Source organism: Arsenicicoccus sp. UBA2120 (assembly GCF_002330965.1).
In the GTDB taxonomy this organism is placed as follows: Bacteria; Actinomycetota; Actinomycetes; order Actinomycetales; family Dermatophilaceae; genus Arsenicicoccus; species Arsenicicoccus bolidensis.
The window spans coordinates 1270-21013 of sequence record NZ_DCYC01000101.1; the positions used below are offsets into that span (position 1 = coordinate 1270).

Consider the following 19744-nt stretch of genomic DNA (forward strand, 5'->3'; position numbering starts at 1 on the left):
GGGCCCGGCGCCGGGGCCTCCCCGCCGTGGGTGCCCAGGCTGCGCAGGAACGCCGCCTCGTCCACCGGGATCTCCTGCGCCTCGGTGGCGTCGCGCTCGGGCACGGTCGTCGTGACCCGATAGATCCCCGAGTCCCGTTGCAGGTAGCGGTAGTTCACCAGCTCGCGCCGCAGCCAGGCGTGGTCCTCGTGCGCCGCGCCGAGGATCGCGGTGACCTCGCTCTCGGCATACGACCGCCCGATCTCGAACCGGCTGAGCAGGTGCAGCAGCACGGCCACCCGCCGGCGCCTCTTGACGGGGATCGACACGATCCGCTCCCCGTCGACGAACGGCCGCACCAGCCGGGCGATCTCGTCGACGGCGCGGGTCACCTCGGGGGGCGGGAGGGCGAGCACGGCCGCCTGCGCCGCGGTGTAGGTCTCACCGGTGCGCTCCATGCGCGCGCGGATGACGGTCTTGAGGTCTGCGTCCTGGGTCATCGTGGGTCCTCGACGCTGCGCGTGCCCCCAGCCCACGAGCGCAGCGGGGTCGCCGACGATGTGGTGGATGCTCGCCCGAGGATCTGCTCCCCTTGGCCCGGTGCTGCACGGGCTGGGGACCGATGCGCGGGCTGGGCGTCGGGCGACGCCGCTGGGGCCCAGCCTGCCCAACCCGTATGCCGACCGTCAACCCGCTGTGCGGGGTCAGCGCACGTCGACGCCGAGCAGCGCGTCGAGCGCAGCCGCGACCTCGCCACCGGCTCCCGCATCCGTCCCGCTCGCGGCGGCCCAGGCGTCGACGGCCCGCAGCGCGGCCGGGGTGTCGAGATCCTGGCACAGGGCGGCGCGGACCTGGGCGACGACCTCGCCCGCAGCCGGAGCACCCGCTCGCGCCACGGCGGCGCGCCAGCGGTCGAGGCGGTCCTGGGCGCGGGCCAGCAGGTCGTCGGTCCAGTCCCAGTCGGTGCGGTAGTGCTGGTCGAGCAGCACGAGCCGCACGGCCATCGGGTCGACGCCGCTCTCGCGGAGCCGGGACACGAGCACGAGGTTGCCCTTGGACTTGCTCATCTTGGCGCCGTCGAGACCGACCATCGCCTGGTGGAGGTAGGCCGTGGCGAACTCGGGCTCCCCCGTCAGCCCGACGGCCTGCACCGCGGACATCTCGTGGTGGGGAAAGATCAGGTCGGTGCCGCCGCCCTGCACGTCGAAGCGCATGCCGAGGGTGTCGAGGGCGATCGTCGTGCACTCGATGTGCCAGCCCGGGCGGCCGCAGCCGAGGATGCCTCCGGCCCAGGCGGGCTCGCCGCGCCGCTCCGCGCGCCACAGCAGCGGGTCGAGGGGGTCGCGCTTGCCGGCCCGGTCGGGGTCGCCGCCGCGGTCGGCATACACGTCCAGCATCTGCTCGCGGGTCCACCCCGACACCTCGCCGAAGGTCGGCTGCTGCGCGAGGTCCAGGTAGTAGTCCTTGGCACCCTCAGCCACCAGGTCGTGCTCGTCGTCCGGCACCGGCACGGGATAGGCGGCGCCCGCCCGCACGAGCTGGGCCACCTGGTCGGCGATCGCCTCGACCGACTCGACGACGCCGACGTAGTGGTCCGGCGGGAGCACCCGCAGCGCGGTCATGTCGTCGCGAAAGAGCTGGATCTCCTTGGTGGCCAAGGCAGTCCAGTCGACGCCGTCGCGGGCGGCGCGCTCGAGCAGCGGGTCGTCGACGTCGGTGATGTTCTGCGTGTAGCGCACCTCGTGACCGGCCTGGCGCAGCGCGCGACCGAGCAGGTCGAAGGTCACGTAGGTCGCCGCGTGCCCCATGTGGGTCGCGTCGTAGGGCGTGATGCCGCAGCAGTAGATGCGGGCCGTGGGGCCGGGTGACAGCTCGACGACCTCGCCGCGCGCGGTGTCGTGGATGCGCACGGGCAGCGGGCTGCCGGGGACGGACGGGACGGCGGGGGCGGGCCAGGACTTCACGCGCAGAGCCTAGCGGCGGTCACGGACAACCCCCGTCCCCGTCCAGGACCTACCCCCGGCGGGATCATCAGCCTGGGGAACGAAGCGCGGCTGATGCCTTTACCCGCGGCGGGTCAGAGCGGGGGCCAGGGGATCGGGTAGTGGCCGGGGTCCGGCTCCGGATAGGTCCCGGCCGCCAGCAGCGCCGACACGCGCGACGTCAGGGCCTCGATCTCGTCCGAGCTCAGCAGGCCCACCAGACCCTGCACCAGCGCGGACCCGGGGTCGCCGAGCAGCGACTCCAGCAGCGCCAGGCGCGCGACCTCCGCCGCGGGCAGCGGGTCCCCGACCCACCCCCACAGCACGGTCCGCAGCTTGGGCTCGGCGTGCAGGGTGATCCCGTGGTCGATCCCCCACTCGCGGCCGGTCGGGTCGACCAGGACGTGGAAGCCCTTGCGGTCGGCGTTGTTGACCACGCAGTCGTATGCCGCGAACCGGGCCGCCGCCTCCGTGTCGCGGTGGACGACGACCACCTGCTCGCCGGTGGGGGTCTCCCCCGTGAACACGGGGATCACGCCTTCCTCGATCGCGTCGGGCGCCACCAGGTCGACCATCGGAGCGGCGGCCTCGTCGTGATCGATCCACAGCTGCACCGACCCCGGACCGAGCGGCCCCTCGCGCAGGACGGTGGGCGGCACGACGGCATACCCGCCCTCGTGCGACACCAGGAACGCCGCCGTCTCGCGCTGCGCCAGCGTCGCGGGCGGGAAGTCGTGCAGCGGCCGTTCGCCGCGCGTCGGCTTGTAGATCACGCGGACGGGCTCGCCGCCGCCCAGGACCCCGAGGAACACGCCGTTCGACGCCTCCACGAGCTGCCCGACCAGGCGCAGCTCCTCCCCCGCCAGCCGGCCGAGCATCGCTTCGACAGCAGGCCGGTCCGTGGGGTCGACCAGCGGGTTCGGCACGATCAGCTCGGCGGGGACGTCGTCGGGACTCACGTCACCGCTTGTAGCCGTTGGCGCGCGGACAGATGTGCCCCTCGGGGTCGAGCGGCTCGCCGCAGAAGGGGCACGGCGCGCGCCCCGCCGCCACCAGCGCCAGCGAGCGCCGGGCGAAGGCTCGTGCCTCCGCCGGCGTCAGGACGACGCGCACGACCTGCGGATCTGTCGGCACGGCGCCCTCGAGACCCAGCGCGGCCACGTCCTCGGGGTCGGGCTGCTCCTCCAGGTCGCCGTCGGAGCAGTCAATGATCACGACGTCGCGGCGGTCGTCATACGCGAGCCCGATGCTCTGCACGCGGAACTCGTCCTCGATGGGGGTGCCCAGCGGTTCGTTGTCGACCAGGCGCGCGGCGGCGGCGTCCGAGCCGGTGAGGGGGGCGTGCACGTCGAGCAGGTCGTTGCAGCGGTCGGCGAGGACCTCGACCTGCTGCTTCTCCAGGGACATGCTCGTGAGCCGCCCGCTCCCCGCGGCCTGGAGGAAGAACGTGCGCTGCCCGGGCGGCCCGACGGTCCCGGAGACGAACCTCTCGGGCGGGTCGAAGATCTGCTGCGGCATGTCCCGACCCTAAGCCGTTCCGCCCCCCACGGCCGCGTCACCGCGCGGTGTCTCGTCCTTTGGCCGGGCGGGGGCCAGGCCCGAGAGGTCGTTGCCTCCGTCGTTGATCCGTATGACGAAAGGCCGCGCCTCCGTGTAGCGGATCACCGACAGTGACGCCGGTCCCACGACGAACCGCTGGAACAGGTCGAGGTGCGACCCGGCGGCGTCGGCCAGGATCGCCTTGATGACGTCGCCGTGGCTGACGAGCAGCCACAGGGCGTCGGGGCCGTGCTCGGCCTCGACGAGCCGGTCCAGGTCACGGACCGCCGCGACGGCGCGGTGCTGCAGGTCGGCGATCGACTCGCTCGCGTGCTCCTCCGAGTCCGGGAAGCGCGCCCGCGACGGGTGGTCCTGCACCGTGCGCCACAGGTCCTCCTGCGCGAGCTCGGCGAGCGGACGCCCGGTCCACGCGCCGTAGTGGCACTCCCCGATCGCGTCCACCGTCACCCGGCGCGCCTCGCCCCAGCCGGTGTCGTGCGCCTGCGCGGCGGCATACAGCTCGTCGGCGGTCTCCTGGCAGCGCTGCAGCGGGCTGACGGCCGCGAGCCGGACGGGCAGCCCGGCGATGCGGGTCGCGAGGTCGCGGGCCTGGGTCCGTCCCTGCTCGTCGAGCCCCACCCCCTCGGTCCACCCGGCGAGCAGGCCGGTCGCGTTGGCGTCGGTGCGTCCGTGGCGGACGAGCAGCAGCGTGGGCACCGCACCACTGTGCCACGCGCCCCCGCCGCGCGCCGCGCCCGCCAGGACGTACGCTTGCTGGTTGTGATCGTCGACCAAGCTCTCTACCGCCACGGCCGCCGCATGCCCTGCGGGGATCTGAGCGAGGAGCTCGCCGCGCTGCGGGACCGCGCCGACGACGGATTCCTGTGGATCGGGCTCAAGGACCCGACCGACGAGGAGTTCGCCCTCGTCAACGACGAGCTCGGCCTGCACCCCCTCGCCGTCGAGGACGCCCTGACCGGCGAGCAGCGCGCCAAGCTCGACATCTACGACGACACGATCTTCATGGTGGTCAAGACGCTGCGCTACGTGGAGCGCACGAGCGACGTCGAGACCGGTGAGGTCATGCTCTTCGTCGGCGACAAGTTCGCCCTCACCGTCCGCAACGGCGACGCCAACCCCCTCGCCGGCGTCCGCGCCCGCCTCGAGCTCGCGCCCGACCAGCTCGCGCACGGCCCCGCGTCGGTCCTCTACTCCGTGCTCGACTCCATCGTCGACAACTACGTGCTCATCGACTCCGAGCTCGAGGACGACCTCGACCGCATCGAGCGCAACATCTTCGGCGGCACCAAGGGCGACTACGCCTCCGAGATCTATGAGCTCAAGCGCGAGGTGCTGGAGTTCAAGCGCGCCTCCGTCCCCCTCGCCGAGCCGGTCCGCCGCCTCGCCAAGGACCGCTCGGTTCCCGTGGTGCACAAGGCGGCTCGCCCGTTCTTCGCCGATGTCCTGGACCACCTGCTCAAGGTCAACGACCACGTCGAGTCCTACGACCGGCTGCTCACCGACGTGCTCAACGCGCACCTCGCGCAGATCGGCGTCAAGCAGAACGAGGACATGCGCAAGATCTCCGCGTGGGCCGCGATGGGCGTCCTCCCCACGATGATCGCCGGCATCTACGGCCAGAACTTCGAGTACATGCCCGAGCTCAAGGCCAGCGTCAACGTCGGCGGCAGCGAGTTCTACTACGGCTACTTCGTGGTCATGGCGCTCATGGTCGCCGGCGTCACCTTCCTCTACCGCCTGTTCAAACGCTCCGGCTGGCTCTGACCCACCCCCGCTCGCTGAGGTCCTCCACGCCCGACGTGCCAAACCTGCGGTCTGGACGCACCTTTCGGCCGCTGGGGACCCTCACACGTGCCAAAACTGCGGTCTGGCTGCACCTTCGCGCTCGGAGCGCGGAGCGTGCACGGTGCCGGGGCTGGTGGCGTGCGTTCCTCGCGCTCGGGGCGCGGACCGTGCCCGCACCTGGGCCCAGGCCGTATGCCGGAAGCCGGCCACCTCGTCGTGAGGTGACCGGCTTCCGGCATACGGCGCCCCTGTCTCGACCGAGGCCGCCGAAGAGCAGTCCCCGGCGCGGCGACGTCCAGCACCCGGATGGCCTGCCATCCCCCGTGGCAGGTTCCAGCGCCGGTGGCGTGCTGCAGAGCGCCACCACCGACACCCATCGCCACGCAGGCGACAACCCGCGACCGACGCGACGACCGCGCCTCCCCCAGCCCTCAAGTGGGCGCAAACGGGTCCCCCGCGCAGGCCGCAACACCCACCTTCGCCCTCTCGCGCGGCGTGACCAGCTTCCACGCAACGGCCGTCCGCTATCTCGCCCGGGGACCCAGAGCGGGTCGTCCGGGGCCGGACGAGGTGCCGGCCAGGCGCTCGGCCGTCGCCAGTAGCCCGGCCGGCCCGATCGGGCTCACTCGGCCAGCTCACGTTCCTCCCTGCTCGCCGGCCCCTCGGGCTCGGCGATGTCGGCCTCCGGTGCCTCGTCGGTCGTCACCAGGGCCAGCGTGCGCCCGGGGAGGGCGTGATGGGTCCGCGCCGCAAACATGTCGAAGGCGTCCACCGCCGCGCGCCGCGTGTCGAGCGATGCCCGGCTGCCCCAGGTCCGACCGACGGGGCGGGGGAGGTAGAGGCGCAACCGCCACGCTTCCTCGTCGAAGGCGTCGGTCTCGGTGAAGACCTCCACCCGTTTGGGCTTGAGCTCGAGAGGGGATCGCGCAAGTTGCTCCTGCACCTCATCGGCAGCGACCACGATCCATTGCTGGTCCGCAAGGGGAAGCGACATGTCGACTCCTTTCGCTCTACCGACAGAGGAGCCACAGCCGTGCCACTCCAACGCGCCCTACGGGGTGAGGCTCGGCGATCAGGTCGCCGACATCCAGCCGGCCGCCAGGGCGACGAGCACGGCCGCGCCGACGAGCACGCGCCACGACACGAAGAACATCAGGCTGTTGTTCTTGACGAACTTCAGCAGCCACGCGATCGAGGCGTAGGCGACGATGAAGGACACGATCGTGCCGACCGCGAGCTGGCCGAGGCCGACGACGGAGGTGTTGACGTCCTTGAGCTCGTAGAGGCCGGCGCCGACGAGCGCGGGGATGGCCATGAAGAAGGAGAGCTCGGTGGCGGTGACGCGGTCGAGGCCGCGGAACAGGCCGGCGGTGATCGTGGTGCCGGAGCGCGACACGCCGGGGACCAGCGAGAAGCACTGCATGAGGCCGATGATCACGCCGTCCTTGACGGTGACGCGGCTGCCCTCGGGGCGGTCCTGGCCGGCGGCGACGAGCCGCGCGTGATAGCGCTCCCCCGCCCAGATCACGATGCTCCACAGGACCAGCGCGCCGGCGACGACCCACAGGCTGCGCAGCGGCCCCTTGATCAGGTCCTTGAACAGCAGGGCGGCGACGACCACGGGGATCGAGCCGACGATGACGGCCCAGGCGAGCGAGTAGTTCTCGTGCTCGCGGGCCTTCGGGTCGCGCAGCCCGGCGACCCAGGCGAGGAACATCGTCTTGATCTTGTCCCAGAAGTAGATGAGCGTCGCGAGGATCGCCCCGAGCTGGATGACGGCGGTGAACGACGTGATCGCCGGGTCGTCGATCGGGAGTCCGAGCATCTTCTCGGCGATGGTGAGGTGGCCGGTCGAGGAGACGGGGAGGTACTCGGTGACGCCCTCGACGATGCCGAGGATGATCGAGTCCAGATAGCTCAGGGCAGACACGTAGTTCGCTTTCGCAGTGGTGAGGTGGGGGCTGACGACGAGCCGCGCGATGGGCGCCGTCGACCATTGTGACGGGTCTCGGCTCCACGAACGCTGACAACGCCGAGATCCGGGTGGATCTCGGCGTCGTCAGGCGCGCGGGTGGCCGGTGCGGTGGTGGGCGACCGGCCGGTATGGCGAGAAGCCCTCAGCGGCGGGGGCGGCGATCGTCGCCGTCCTCCTCCTCGTCGTCCTCGTCATCGTCGTCGTCGTCCTCGTCGTCGTAGCCCTCGTCGTCGAGGCCGACGTAGGGGCCGTCCTCGTCGTCGTCATCGTCGTCGTCGGTGTAGATGCCGAGCGGCGTGACCTCGCCGAAGGCGTCGTCGAGGGCCTCGTCGTAGGCCTCGAATGCGTCGGCGAGCTCCTGGTAGGCGTTGACCACGGCGGGGTCGTCGTCGCCACGGCGCGAGGCCGCAGCCTCGAAGTGACGTTCGATCGCAGAGATGAAGGTGGCGAGGGCGGCGCGCGGCTCGGTGCTCATGGGAGAGACGTTACCCCGTCGGTGCGGACGAGAGCCATGGCACCTGGGGGTTCATGGCATGGTGGTGCTGCGGGCCTGGTCGGAGCCAGGATCGGGCCTGATGGACGTGGAGGGAGCCGAGCCGTATGCCGGAGTACGAGTACCGCACCGTGACCTTCCGTCGGGACGCCAGCCGCGGCGAGATCCGGCAGGCGTTGACCGACGAGGCGGAGTACGGCCACTGGGAGCTGACCAAGATGTCGCTCTACTGGGGAGGCGTGCGACGGGCCGAGATCCGGCGGCGCGTCATCCGGGTGTCGCGCACCGCCTGAGCCGAGACCTCAGCAGGTCGCGAGCAGGCGCTGCAGCACGCGCGTCCCGAACTCCAGCGAGTCGACCGGGATCCGCTCGTCGATGCCGTGGAACATCCCGACGAAGTCGAGCTCGGCGGGCAGCCGCAGCGGCGCGAACCCGTAGCCCGTGATCCCCAGCCGCGACAGCGCCTTGTTGTCGGTGCCGCCGGACAGGCAGTACGGGAGCAGCAGCGATCCGGGGTCCTCGGCCTGCAGGGCGTCCGCCATACGATCCACGAGGTCGCTGCCAAAGGGGGCCTCGAGCGCGGTGTCGCGGTGGTGGACCGAGACCTCGACCCGGTCACCGGCGAGGACGCGGACGGTGTCCATGAGCTCGTCCTCGTGGCCGGGCAGGAAGCGGCAGTCCAGGGTCGCGGAGGCGGTCTGCGGGATGACGTTGTGCTTGTAGCCGCTGTCGAGCATCGTGAAGCTGCTCGTGTCCTGCAGCGTGCCGAGCACGAATCCCCGTGCGCCGCCGATGTGCTCGAGCAGCTCGCTCGCGTCCTCGTCGGTGTAGCCCGTGCCCGTCACGGAGGACAGCCCGTCGAGCAGCTCGCGGACGCTGGCGATGTAGGTGCGCGGCCACTTGTGGGCGTTGATGCGCTCGATCGCCTGGGCGAGGTGCACGATCGCGTTGTCGTCGTTGGGGACCGAGCCGTGGCCGGCGCGACCGTGGGCGGTCAGGCGCAGCCAGGCGATGCCCTTCTCGGCGGTCTGCAGGAGATAGGCGCGCACCTGCTCGCCGGTGTCCTTGCGCGGGATGGTGACGGAGTAGCCGCCGACCTCGCTGATGGCCTCGCTCGCGCCCTCGAACAGCTCGGGGTGGTGGTCGACCATCCAGCTCGACCCCTTGACGCCGCCCGCCTCCTCGTCGGCGAAGAAGGTGAAGACCACGTCGCGCGGGGGCTTGGTGCCGGTGCGGGCCAGGTGGCGCAGGTTGGCCAGGATCATGGCGTCCATGTCCTTCATGTCCACGGCGCCGCGTCCCCAGATGCAGCCATCCTTGACCTCGGCGCTGAACGGGTCCACCGACCAGTCCCCCGCGTCGGCGGGCACGACGTCGAGGTGGCCGTGCACGACCAGCGCGGGCCGCTCGCGGTCGCTGCCCTCGACCCGGACCGAAACGTTGGCCCGCTTGTCCTCGGACTCGGCGTAGAAGGGGTCCAACCCGACCTCGGTGAGCTGCTCCATGACGTACTCCGCGCAGGCCCGCTCCCCCGGCCCCGACCCGTCCCCATAGTTGGAGGAGTCGATCCGGATGAGATCGCGGCAGATGCGCTCGACCTCCTGCGTCGGGTCCGTCACGGTCGTCTGCGCGCTCGAGTCGGTCATGCCCCCGACCCTATCCCTTCCGTATGACGCACCCCCGGCCACCGCCACGACCAACGGCCTCAGGCCCGGCGCTCACCTCCCGTCCACGGTCTTCACTGGTCGGCCAGGAGCCAGAGCAGCGACTCGGCCCAGCGGAGGAGGTCTTCCTCCTCGGTGGTCAGCAGGCCCGCCTTCGACCGCGCGCGGCCGTCAGCCGCAGACCCGAGCCGGGCCTGGATGTCCTGCAGCTGTTGCATGGCCCGTTCACGCATGAGGGTTTCCACGATCGCGTCTCCCATGGCGGGCTCCCGTGGTTCTCGTAGCTACGTGATTGACGCTAGCCGCTACCACCGACAGACCCCGCGCCCTCGTCGCCTTCGATCCTCGCGACGAGGTCATCTCCCACCTCATCTCCCAGGACTACACGGACGCGTAGACCCCGGTCGAGTGGATGACTTACACCGTGGCCGGAAATCCCCACCCGGGAGGGCGTGTCGATGGCGCCCTGGACCCGCTGGGCAGCGGGAACTGCGCGTCACCTACATCGCGGGGGAGCAGACGGGACGGAGACGCGCCGGGCTTGATGGCTTGCTCATCGCGCATCGCCGGTGAGAATCAAGCCCATGTCGACGACGGTGTACGAAGTCCTGGACCAGCTGCGTGGCATGGCGACGTCCGAGCACGACAAGGGCAGCATGCTTGAGCGGGTGCTGCTGCAGTACCTGCGCACCGACCCCCTGTGGACCGAGCAGTTCGACGACGTCTGGCTTTGGAACGACTGGCCAGACCGCCAAGGGCGTCCTGACACGGGCATCGACCTCGTCGCCAAGGACGCCCTGACAGGTGGGATGGTCGCGATCCAGTCGAAGTTCTACGCCCCGGGCACCACCGTCTCGAAGCCCGATGTCGACACCTTCCTGTCCGCCTCGGGCGGGTCGGCATTCACGCGGCGCATCATCGTGTCCACCACCGACAAGTGGAACTCCCACGCCCGCAGCACGATCGAGGACCAGGCCGTACCCGTCACCGTCATCGGCCTGCCCGACCTGGAGGCCGCGGACGTCGACTGGGACTCCTTCACCTGGGACCGACCCGACCAGCTACCCACCAAGTCCGACGACAAGCCCCTGCGCCCGTACCAGCGCGAGGCCATCGCCGCCGTCACCGAAGGCTTGCAGGCGCACGACCGCGGCAAGCTGATCATGGCCTGCGGCACCGGCAAGACCTTCACGAGCCTGCGCCTCGCCGAGCAGATCGCCGGGGCCGGCAAGACCGTCCTGTTCCTCGTGCCGTCGATCAGCCTGCTCTCCCAGACGCTGCGTGAGTGGTCCGCTACTGCTGACGTCGCCCTGGCGCCGATCGCGGTGTGCTCCGACGCCAAGGCCACGGCTAGGTCCGGCGCGACGAGCGAGGACATCCGCGCCTCCGACCTCGCCCTGCCGTCGACGACGAACACCGACGAGCTCATGACCCGCATCCGCTCGGCGCAGGCCAAGACCGACCGGATGACGGTCGTCTTCTCGACCTACCAGTCCATCGACGTCATCCACCGCGCACAGAAGGCCGGCGACCTCGCGCCGTTCGACCTCATCATCTGCGACGAGGCGCACCGCACCACCGGCGCGAGGATCGCGGGCGCGGACGAGTCGCCCTTCATGCGCGTCCACGACAACACCTACCTCAAGGCCATCAAGCGGCTCTACATGACCGCGACGCCGCGCATCTTCGGCTCCGACGCCCGCAGCAAGGCCGACGACCACGCCGCCGTCATCGCCTCCATGGACGACGAGACGCTCTACGGGCCGGAGCTGTACCGCATCGGCTTCGGCAAGGCCGTCGAGCAGGGCTACCTCACCGACTACCGCGTGCTCATCCTCACGGTCGACGAGAAGTACGTCGCCTCGAACTTCCAGACCGAGCTCGCGCAGGACGGCGAGATCCAGCTCGGCGACGCCGCCCGGATCATCGGCTGTTGGAACGGCCTCGCCAAGCACTTCGACACCACGACCGGAGAGTCCCTCAGCCCAATGAAGCGGGCCGTCGCGTTCGCGCCCAACATCAAGACGAGCAAGGCCATCGCCGCGGCCTTCCCCACCGTCGTCGACCAGCACATCGACACCCTCGACGCCCCCGCGGACCCCACCGACGACGCCGATGGAGCCGCCGCGTCGATGGACCTGCGCGTGGAGTGCCGCCACGTCGACGGCACCTTCAACGCCCTCGCCCGCAACACCGCCCTGGACTGGCTCAAGGCCGAGCCCGAGCCGAACACCTGCCGCATCCTGACCAACGCCCGCTGCCTGTCCGAGGGCATCGACGTGCCCGCCCTGGACGCCGTGATGTTCCTGTCCCCGCGCGGCAGCGAGGTCGACGTCGTCCAGTCCGTCGGCCGCGTCATGCGCACCGCCAAGGGCAAGGACTACGGCTACATCATCCTGCCCATCGCCATCCCCACCGGCATGTCCCCCGAGGCGGCGCTGTCGGACAACGCCCGCTACGCCGGCGTGTGGAAGGTGCTGCGCGCACTGCGGTCTCACGACGACCGGTTCGAGGCGACGATCAACAAGCTCGACCTCAACCGCGACAAGCGAAACGACAAGATCGGCATCGGCCACATCGACAGCGACGGCAACCTCACCGGGGTCGACGACGCCACCGAGCAGGCCATGCTCGACCTCGACTTCGGCGGCTACCGCGACGCCATCTACGCCAAGATCGTCGAGAAGGTCGGCGAACGCCGCTACTGGGAGACCTGGGCCAAGGACGTCGCCGGCATCGCCGAGCAGCACATCACCCGCATCACCGCACTGCTCGACACCCCCGGCAGCATCGTGCAGGACGAGTTCGACCGCTTCCTCACCGGCCTGCGCGGCAACCTCAACGACAACATCAGCCGCGACGACGCCGTCGAGATGCTCGCCCAGCACCTCATCACCAGGCCCGTGTTCGACGCGCTTTTCGGCGGGTACGACTTCGCCGCCCACAACCCCGTCGCCCAGACCATGGAGCGCATGCTCGAGGCCCTTGACGAGCACTCTCTGGACTCCGAGAACAGTAGTCTTGAGGGCTTCTACGCCTCCGTCCGCAGCCGCGTCGAGGGCATCGACAACGCCGAGGGCCGGCAGAAGATCATGGTCGAGCTCTACGACAAGTTCTTCGCGACCGCGTTCAAGCGCACCGTCGACAAGCTCGGCATCGTCTACACCCCCACCGAGGTCGTCGACTTCATCCTGCGCTCGGCCGACGCCGTGCTGCGCAAGCACTTCGGCCAGGGTCTCACCGATGAGGGCGTCCACGTTCTCGACGGGTTCACCGGCACGGGCACCTTCATCGCACGGCTTCTCTCCCTCGGTCTCATCGAACCGAAGGACCTCGTCCGCAAGTACCGGCACGAGCTGCACGCCAACGAGATCCTGCTGCTCGCCTACTACATCGCGGCCGTCAACATCGAGACCACCTTCCAGGACCAGAAGGCCGGCACCCTCGATGACCCCGGCGAGTACGAGCCCTTCCCCGGCCTCATCCTCACCGACACCTTCCAGTCCTGGGAGAACGACGACCGACTCGACACCACAGTCTTCGTCCAGAACAACGAACGGCTGGAACACCTCAAGAAGCTCGACATCACCGTCCTCGTCGGCAACCCTCCGTACTCATCCGGCCAGGACTCCGCCAACGACAACAACGCCAACGAGTCCTACCCAGGCCTTGACGCGGCAATCAGGGATACATACGCCGCGCGGTCAACAGCAACGAACAAGAACAGCCTTTACGACTCGTACATCCGCGCCATCAAGTGGGCCACTCTGCGCTTGTCGCACCGGGGGGTTATTGCGTTCGTAACGAACGGTGGGTGGCTCGACTCGAATACTGCCGACGGCATGCGCCTCACCCTCGCCGACGAGTTCACCGACATCTACATCTACAATTTGCGCGGTAATGCGCTTGGCGGCGGCGAGCAACGAAAGCGGGAAGCCGGAAACATATTCGGCGCCGGATCGCGCGCGACCGTGGCGATCACCCTCCTTGTGAAGGACCCAAGCCGCCCCGGACCGGCGCACATCCACTACACCGACATCGGCGACTACCTCACCCGCCAGCAAAAGCTGGACACCATCGCCGCGGCCGGGCACATCACGCACCTCGACGCCACCGACATCACCTCGAACGAGCACGGTGACTGGGCCAACCAACGCCGCGACGACTTCACCCAATTCATGCCGCTCGAACTAATTTTTCACACCTACGGGCGTGGTCTAGAGACGGCCCGTGACGCATGGGTTTACAACTACAGTGCCGCGACCCTTAAGGCGAACGTCATTCAGCATATTCGAACCTACGAGGACTTCCGACTGGGGCGGATCACGGCGACTGAGTCTGACGATAAGGCCAAGATCAGCTGGAGTCGATCATTGCGCGCCTCCGCAGCCAGGGGCAGGCCGATTGAGTACCAACCAGGCGCACTTCAGACTGCTACATACCGCCCGTACATGCGCGTCCACCTTTATGGAGATCGACCACTTCTCAACGTAATCGGAGTCACGACCGCCGCTTTTCCCACCCCGAACCATCCCAATCATGGATTCACACTCACTGGCGCCTCATCACATTACGACTTTTGCCTGATCGCGGCAGATGCACTCCCTGATCTGCACCTCCTGGACACAGGTCAATGCTTCGTGCGTTGGCGATACGAACCCATACACGCGGATGCGAATGATGGAATGCTCTCTTTCGACGCACCGAGAGGCAACGACGCGGACGTGGTCGACGGGTATTGGCGGATCGACAACATCACGAATGATGCCCTGGCCCGTTTCCAGGGGGCCTACGGGTCAGCAGTGACGAAGGACGACATCTACGACTACTGCTACGGACTGCTCCACTCGCCGGACTACCGTGCTACGTACGCAGCCGACCTCAAAAAGATGCTGCCGCACATCCCTCTCGTCACGGACCCGTGGCCCTTCGTCGTGGCCGGCCAGCAGCTCGCGAAGCTGCACCTCGACTACGAGACCGTCGAGCCCTATCCGCTGGACGGCCTCGATGCACAGCCGTCCGGCGCGGTGGGGTGGGAGTTCTACCGCGTGGAGAAGATGGCCTTCGCCAAGCAACGCGACCCCGAGACGAAGAAGCTCGTCGCCGACAGGTCCACCATCAAGTACAACGGCCACATCACCGTGTCCGGCATCCCCGAGGACGCCTACCGCTACATGCTCGGCGCGCGCTCGGCTGTCGAGTGGATCATGGACCGCTATCAGGTGAAGACGGACAAAGTATCGGGCATCGTCAACGACCCGAACGACTGGTCCCGGGAAGTCGGCGACCCCCGTTACATCCTCAACTTGCTCGCTCGGATCGTCACGGTGAGCGTCGAGACGATGAAGATTGTTGACGCCCTCCCGCCCCTCGACATCCTCCCCACTGACGCGAGGAAAGGACCAGCATCGTGACCGCATGGGTAGTACGCGCAGGCGCGGGCGGCGAGAACGAGCAGTACGCGCTCGACACGGGCTGCGCCACGGTCGGCTGGGGCGTTCCAGACCTGAGCGGCTGCCGCTCGCGCGAGGACGTTCGTGCTCTGGTTGAGGCGCACCTGCCCGACGAGAGCCCCCATAAGATCGGCGCCACCGCTGGGCAGCTATGGGCCTTTCGCGAAACCATCGAACCGGGCGACATCGTCGTCATGCCGTCGAAGCTGCGGAGCGGCTACCTCACCATCGGTCGATGCTCGGGCCGTTACGAGTACGACCACGCCAATCCTGATGCGAGCCGTCGCCACAGGATCCCCGTGACGTGGTCGTCTGAGCCCGTCTCGAAGGGAGCCATCAAGGACGACCTGCTGTACAGCCTCAACGCGATCCGCACCGTCTTCAGCCCCTCTCGCAACAATGCCGAGGCGCGCCTCTCCGCGGTCATGGAGACCGGGACCGATGTGGGCAACAACCTGTTGCCCACATCGACCCCGACTGCTGACCAGCCACCCAGGTCAGCAGCCCCCCGGAGCGTCCCTGTGGAGCCCGCCCCCGACGATGACGCCAGCGATGTTCTCGATCCCGTGTCCATGCCGACCCTGGAGGCCATCCAGGACCGGATTCGCACCCATCTCGTGGAGAACTTCGCGGGGCACAAGCTCACGCGGCTCGTCGCGGACGTTCTCGAAGTTTTGGGCTTCGAGTGCGTCGTCTCTCCTGCCGGTCCGGACGGAGGGGTCGACATCCTGGCGGGAACGGGTCGTCTCGGGCTTGACTCGCCCACGCTCATCGTCGAGGTGAAGTCGGAGCACACGGCAGTGGGGGCCCCCGTGGTTCGTGGCTTGCACAGCGCGATGGCGCAGTACCAGGCCGACCAAGCACTCCTCGTCGCCTGGGGCGGTGTGACGAGCGCCGCTGACCGGGAGTTCAGGCAGCTGCGTACCCGCCTGCGTATCTGGGACGCAGATGCGCTGCTCAAGCGCGTGTGCGAGAACTATGACCGCCTCCCGGCCAGGACCCGGGCAGCCCTGCCACTGCGAATGGCATGGGTCCTTGACGACGAATTTCCCGGCTGAGGTGCACGCGTCGGCCGTCAACCAGCGTCCCCAGGAGACCTGCAGCGAGTTGGACGCTTGGAGCAGCCGAGAACGGGTGGCCGCCTGAGACCGTGCGGAAGCGTGGATTCGCGACGGCGGGGTGACCACGGATGTCAAGGGAGACTCCGAGCCTCGGATGGCCACGGCGCTGTGCGTAGATGACTTGCCGCGTCAGGGCTCACATCAAACAATCGCCAAGATTGGCCGATGACACCGAGGTGCGCCGCCGGAACAGTCGTTCTGGTTGTCCATCCCCAGGAAGTCGAAATGCGGGGCGAGCAGGTTATGCCGCGGTCGCCGCCCAGGCGATGAAGATCCGCTCGAAGGCCGCCTCGGTGATGATCGGAACGCCGTAGGCGCGCGCCTTGGCAGCCTTGCCTGACATAGAGTTCGGATCTGAAGCCACCACAACCTTGGTCTGCTTCGTGACCCCGCCGGGCTGCAGCCCATGGGATCGCACGAGGGACTCCCACTCGGGCCGCTCGCGGCTCATCACGCCGGTGAATACGACTCGGTCCCCCACCTCGAGCTGGATGCCAGCGGTCGTCATGGGCGAGTCGATTGCCGGTACGTCCTGGTCGAGGGCGTCGCTGGCAGCCGCCAGCGCGGCACTCACGTCACCGCGGTGCAAGCCAAGCAGGGCCGCCACCCGGTTCAGCTCGGCGCGCTCGTCGGGGGTGACGACACCATCCTCCAGCGCAGCGCGAGCCATTGCCTCGAGGTAGGAGCCATGGACGTCTAGGACCACCCCGCGGGTAAGGCCGCACATGTCGGCAACGGCGATGAGCTCATCCTTCTCGTGCTCGGTAAGGATTCCGTCGAGCAGAGCGCGGCCGAGGACCTCAAGGTAGGAGTCGACGCGGTAGTCGGCCGATCGAGGGAGTCGGCTTACGAGCCGGTCCAGCCATGTGTCACCGCGCTGCGTATCCCGGCTCTCCCCTCTGCGGACCATCCGCAACTCGGGGTAAGACGTTGCGTACGGCGGCCAGACATAGCCGCGGGTCGATTGGACAACATCCATCCACGGGGGCTCGTACCGGCATGCCTCCAGGTAGTGCGCGAGCAGGCCTGCGGTGGCGAGTGCGTCCGCGTGCGCGGAGTGGGCGTCGACGAGGTCGACGCCGCAGGAGGTGCAGCAGTCGATGAGCTTGCGGCTGGGCGTCTGCAGGTAGGCGCTGGCCCATCGCATGGTGCAGACACCGGAAAGTGGCAAGTCCGTCAACGGGACCCCGACGTGCAGCAACTCGTGGGCTAGGAAGCGCAGATCGAAGACTGCGTTATGTGCAACGACGGTGCGGCCAGCGACGGCGTCGAGGACATAGGGGGCGATCTCATCGAAGGTGGGTGCGCCGAGCACATCGGAGGCGGTCAGGCCGTGAATGTTGGATGGCCCGACGTCGCGCTGCGGGTTGACCAGTGTCGACCAGTGGCCCTGGACCTCCCCTAGGTCAGAAACGTTGACGACACCGATCTCGATAATGCGGTCTCCGCGCTCGGGGACCACCCCGGTCGTCTCGAAATCGATGACCGTGTATCCACTCATGACCAACTCCTGCCCCGGAACATCGTCGCTCCAGACAACTAACGTTCTCGCACCCTAACGCGCGAGCCGGGCTGCTGTAGCAGGTTTTGGCAACGGGACCCATAGCCCATCTGCGTGAAGAGTGGCGGCGAGCGCGTGACGGAACCTGGTGGTGGGGCATTATCGCGAAATGGGCAGTAACGGCGAACGCGGTAGGGCTCTCATACGCTTGCTCGAAAGCGCTGGCCTGACATCGATCCCCACAGACCGTCCGCCCTCACCGCGCAGGCGCCATTTGAAGGCACTCGCCCACGAAATCGACTTGCTGTACGAGCAATTGGGTGGGGTCCAATTGAAGCCCCGGCTCGCGCCCCGTTCCTGGGATGCTTGCCTGGGTGGGATTGTGGTGGAACTCGACGAGGAGCAGCACTTCAATCGGTTCCGTGGGGTTACCCTCGCTCCCGCGTGGGCCGCCGCCCTGCCATGGCAAGGTGCCTATCGCACCTACTGTGACGCCTTCGAGGACGTCTGCATGAAGGCGGCCTCACACCAGAAGTTTTGGACGAACCCGAGCAGCGAGATCCAATTCGGCAAGTCTGGGCCCCGTGAGACGGGCCTGGGCCACCCGGTGGGGCCTGCGCGGTGGCGGCAGCGCGCCCTGTACGACGCGATGCGCGATGCGTACGCGGTAGCCCTGGGGACCCGGCTTGCCCGCTTGTCGGTACACGACGTCGTCGACGGCAACAGCCTGGGGGACGTCTTGCAGGGCAGGGCCACCTGCTCGGCGAATTCCCTCCGCGAGCTCGTCGTCCTGCGCACCCTGCACGGCTGATTCGTTCGGCGAGGTCATGCCGCGCGACCGCCACACGCGCCGGGATCTGGGCCCGAGCCGTCCCAAGGGCCCCGCCTACCAAGGGGCCCGACAAGTCGCCAGCAATCTGCCTCCGCACCAACCGTTGAACCCTTGGTGCCGTCCAGACGTCAAAAGACCGGACCCTAAGGGTCCGGTCTTTTGACTGACATCCGAGACATTACTTGGTGTCCGAGGGGGGACTTGAACCCCCACGTCCGATAAAGGACACTAGCACCTCAAGCTAGCGCGTCTGCCATTCCGCCACCCGGACAGGTGGTGCTGCGCCAGGTGGAGAACCACCGGGGCAACGACGTGAAACTCTAGCAGACGCAGCACCGATCACCGAATCGCGAGGCGCGGTCCGTCAGCGGCTGCGACGGCCTGCCGAGGAGCCCGACGAGAACGCCGCGGCGCCGCCGGTGCGGGCCGGACGGGCACCGCCGCGGGAGCCACCGCCGGACGCGCCCTGTCGGGGCTGGCCGGCGGACTGCTGACGCTGCTGGCCACCCTGACGGGCGCCGGAGCCGCCCTGGGCGGTGCCTGAGCCGGAGCCCTGACGGCGACCCTGCGACTGGCCCGTGCGGCTGCCGCCACCCTGGCGTGCGCCACCGCCGGAGCGACCGCCGGGGCGGCCTCCCCCACGACGGCCCGAGCCCTGCTGGGCGTCAGGAGAGACGACCGTGGCGTCGGTGGGTGCGGCATACGTGCGCTCCCCCGGCACGAGACGGCGCAGGAGCGCGTGGTCCGGGCCGACGCGCGTGGTGGTCGGCTTGATGCCGGCCGCGCGGGTCAGGTCGCGGACGTCCTTGATCTGGTCGTCCAGCATCATCGTGACGACGGTGCCGGCGGCCCCGGCGCGCGCGGTGCGCCCCGAGCGGTGCAGATAGGCCTTGTGCTCGACCGGCGGGTCGGCGTGGATGACCAGCGCGACGTCGTCGACGTGGATGCCGCGGGCGGCGATGTCGGTGGCGACGAGCGTCTGGACGGTGCCGGAGTGGAACGCGTCGAGGTTGCGGGTGCGCGCGCCCTGGCCGAGGTTGCCGTGCAGCTCGACGGCGGGGACGCCGGAGCGGTTGAGCTGCTTGGTGAGCTTCTTGGCGCCGTACTTGGTGCGGGTGAACACGACCGTGCGGCCGGGGCCCGAGGTCAGGTCGACCAGCACGGGCAGGCGGTCGTCGGTGTGGACGTGCAGGACGTGGTGGTCCATGGCCGACACGGGCGACTGCGCCGAGTCCGCGTGGTGGGTGACGGGGTCGTGCAGGTAGCGCTTGGCCAGCACGTCGACCCCCGCGTCCAGCGTCGCGGAGAACAGCATGCGCTGGCCGCGCTCGGGCGTGCGGTCGAGCAGGCGCTTGACGGTGGGCAGGAAGCCCAGGTCGGCCATGTGGTCGGCCTCGTC

17 protein-coding genes and 1 tRNA gene are annotated in these 19744 nt (G+C 68.9%); 5 read left to right on the top strand and 13 right to left on the bottom strand.

From position 1 onward, the window contains the following. The 5 genes from B2P18_RS17365 to B2P18_RS17385 form a co-directional block, all read right to left on the bottom strand. Nucleotides 1–479 (bottom strand): DUF2087 domain-containing protein (locus B2P18_RS17365; RefSeq protein WP_286961723.1); only part of this gene is annotated, 479 nt, incomplete at its 3' end. 204 nt (nt 480–683) lie between these two features. Then, nucleotides 684–1943, bottom strand: a complete 1260-nt coding sequence (gene mshC, locus B2P18_RS17370) for a cysteine--1-D-myo-inosityl 2-amino-2-deoxy-alpha-D-glucopyranoside ligase (protein ID WP_286961724.1) — start codon at nt 1941–1943, stop codon at nt 684–686. Nucleotides 1944–2056: 113 nt separating this feature from the next. Further along, nucleotides 2057–2920 (bottom strand): SCO1664 family protein, encoded by an 864-nt coding sequence (locus B2P18_RS17375; RefSeq protein WP_286961725.1) that lies wholly within the window; start codon nt 2918–2920, stop codon nt 2057–2059. A gap of 1 nt (nt 2921) precedes the next feature. Continuing rightward, nucleotides 2922–3479 (bottom strand): DUF3090 domain-containing protein, encoded by a 558-nt coding sequence (locus B2P18_RS17380; protein ID WP_286959394.1) that lies wholly within the window; start codon nt 3477–3479, stop codon nt 2922–2924. A gap of 9 nt (nt 3480–3488) precedes the next feature. Then, a complete protein-coding gene (locus B2P18_RS17385; RefSeq protein ID WP_286961726.1) occupies nt 3489–4217 on the bottom strand; it encodes an MSMEG_4193 family putative phosphomutase in 729 nt (242 codons plus the stop codon). Nucleotides 4218–4280: 63 nt separating this feature from the next. Between B2P18_RS17385 and corA the strand changes: the two genes are divergently transcribed. Further along, a complete protein-coding gene (gene corA / locus B2P18_RS17390; RefSeq protein ID WP_286961727.1) occupies nt 4281–5285 on the top strand; it encodes a magnesium/cobalt transporter CorA in 1005 nt (334 codons plus the stop codon). 643 nt (nt 5286–5928) lie between these two features. Here corA and B2P18_RS17395 read toward each other — a convergent pair. The 3 genes from B2P18_RS17395 to B2P18_RS17405 form a co-directional block, all read right to left on the bottom strand. Continuing rightward, a complete protein-coding gene (locus B2P18_RS17395) occupies nt 5929–6300 on the bottom strand; it encodes a hypothetical protein (protein ID WP_029212869.1) in 372 nt (123 codons plus the stop codon). A gap of 78 nt (nt 6301–6378) precedes the next feature. Then, nucleotides 6379–7236: an undecaprenyl-diphosphate phosphatase gene (locus B2P18_RS17400; protein WP_029212870.1), complete on the bottom strand. Its 858-nt coding sequence runs from the start codon at nt 7234–7236 to the stop codon at nt 6379–6381. Nucleotides 7237–7423: 187 nt separating this feature from the next. After that, nucleotides 7424–7756: a primosomal protein gene (locus tag B2P18_RS17405; RefSeq protein ID WP_286961728.1), complete on the bottom strand. Its 333-nt coding sequence runs from the start codon at nt 7754–7756 to the stop codon at nt 7424–7426. Between the two features lie 125 nt (nt 7757–7881). Between B2P18_RS17405 and B2P18_RS17410 the strand changes: the two genes are divergently transcribed. After that, nucleotides 7882–8067 carry a DUF5703 family protein gene (locus B2P18_RS17410; RefSeq protein WP_019284879.1) on the top strand — a complete coding sequence of 62 codons (186 nt, stop codon included), beginning with the start codon at nt 7882–7884 and terminating at the stop codon, nt 8065–8067. Between the two features lie 9 nt (nt 8068–8076). On the opposite strand, the gene B2P18_RS17415 is transcribed toward B2P18_RS17410, so the two are convergent. After that, nucleotides 8077–9420 carry a M20/M25/M40 family metallo-hydrolase gene (locus B2P18_RS17415; RefSeq protein ID WP_286961729.1) on the bottom strand — a complete coding sequence of 448 codons (1344 nt, stop codon included), beginning with the start codon at nt 9418–9420 and terminating at the stop codon, nt 8077–8079. A 92-nt stretch (nt 9421–9512) separates the two neighbouring features. After that, a complete protein-coding gene (locus B2P18_RS17420; RefSeq protein ID WP_286961730.1) occupies nt 9513–9698 on the bottom strand; it encodes a hypothetical protein in 186 nt (61 codons plus the stop codon). Between the two features lie 324 nt (nt 9699–10022). On the opposite strand from B2P18_RS17420, the gene B2P18_RS17425 reads away from it, so the two are divergent. Together B2P18_RS17425 and B2P18_RS17430 are read left to right on the top strand one after the other, a co-directional pair. After that, a complete protein-coding gene (locus tag B2P18_RS17425) occupies nt 10023–14852 on the top strand; it encodes a DEAD/DEAH box helicase (RefSeq protein ID WP_286961732.1) in 4830 nt (1609 codons plus the stop codon). After that, the gene (locus tag B2P18_RS17430) at nt 14849–15949 is read left to right on the top strand and encodes a restriction endonuclease (RefSeq protein WP_286961733.1); all 1101 of its coding nucleotides are present in this window, start codon (nt 14849–14851) and stop codon (nt 15947–15949) included. The genes B2P18_RS17425 and B2P18_RS17430 overlap by 4 nt, the downstream gene beginning before the upstream one ends. A gap of 304 nt (nt 15950–16253) precedes the next feature. Here the strand turns inward: B2P18_RS17430 and B2P18_RS17435 are convergent, their stop codons facing one another. Next, nucleotides 16254–17513: an exonuclease domain-containing protein gene (locus B2P18_RS17435; protein WP_286961734.1), complete on the bottom strand. Its 1260-nt coding sequence runs from the start codon at nt 17511–17513 to the stop codon at nt 16254–16256. A gap of 169 nt (nt 17514–17682) precedes the next feature. Between B2P18_RS17435 and B2P18_RS17440 the strand changes: the two genes are divergently transcribed. Further along, complete coding sequence (locus tag B2P18_RS17440; RefSeq protein ID WP_422652875.1) at nt 17683–18324, top strand: DUF7255 family protein; 642 nt, start codon at nt 17683–17685, stop codon at nt 18322–18324. Between the two features lie 204 nt (nt 18325–18528). Here the strand turns inward: B2P18_RS17440 and B2P18_RS17445 are convergent. Both B2P18_RS17445 and B2P18_RS17450 read right to left on the bottom strand, forming a co-directional pair. Beyond that, nucleotides 18529–18616 (bottom strand) — tRNA-Leu (locus B2P18_RS17445). Nucleotides 18617–18709: 93 nt separating this feature from the next. Continuing rightward, nucleotides 18710–19744: helicase-related protein (locus tag B2P18_RS17450; RefSeq protein WP_286961737.1), on the bottom strand; the 1035-nt coding region annotated here is incomplete at its 5' end.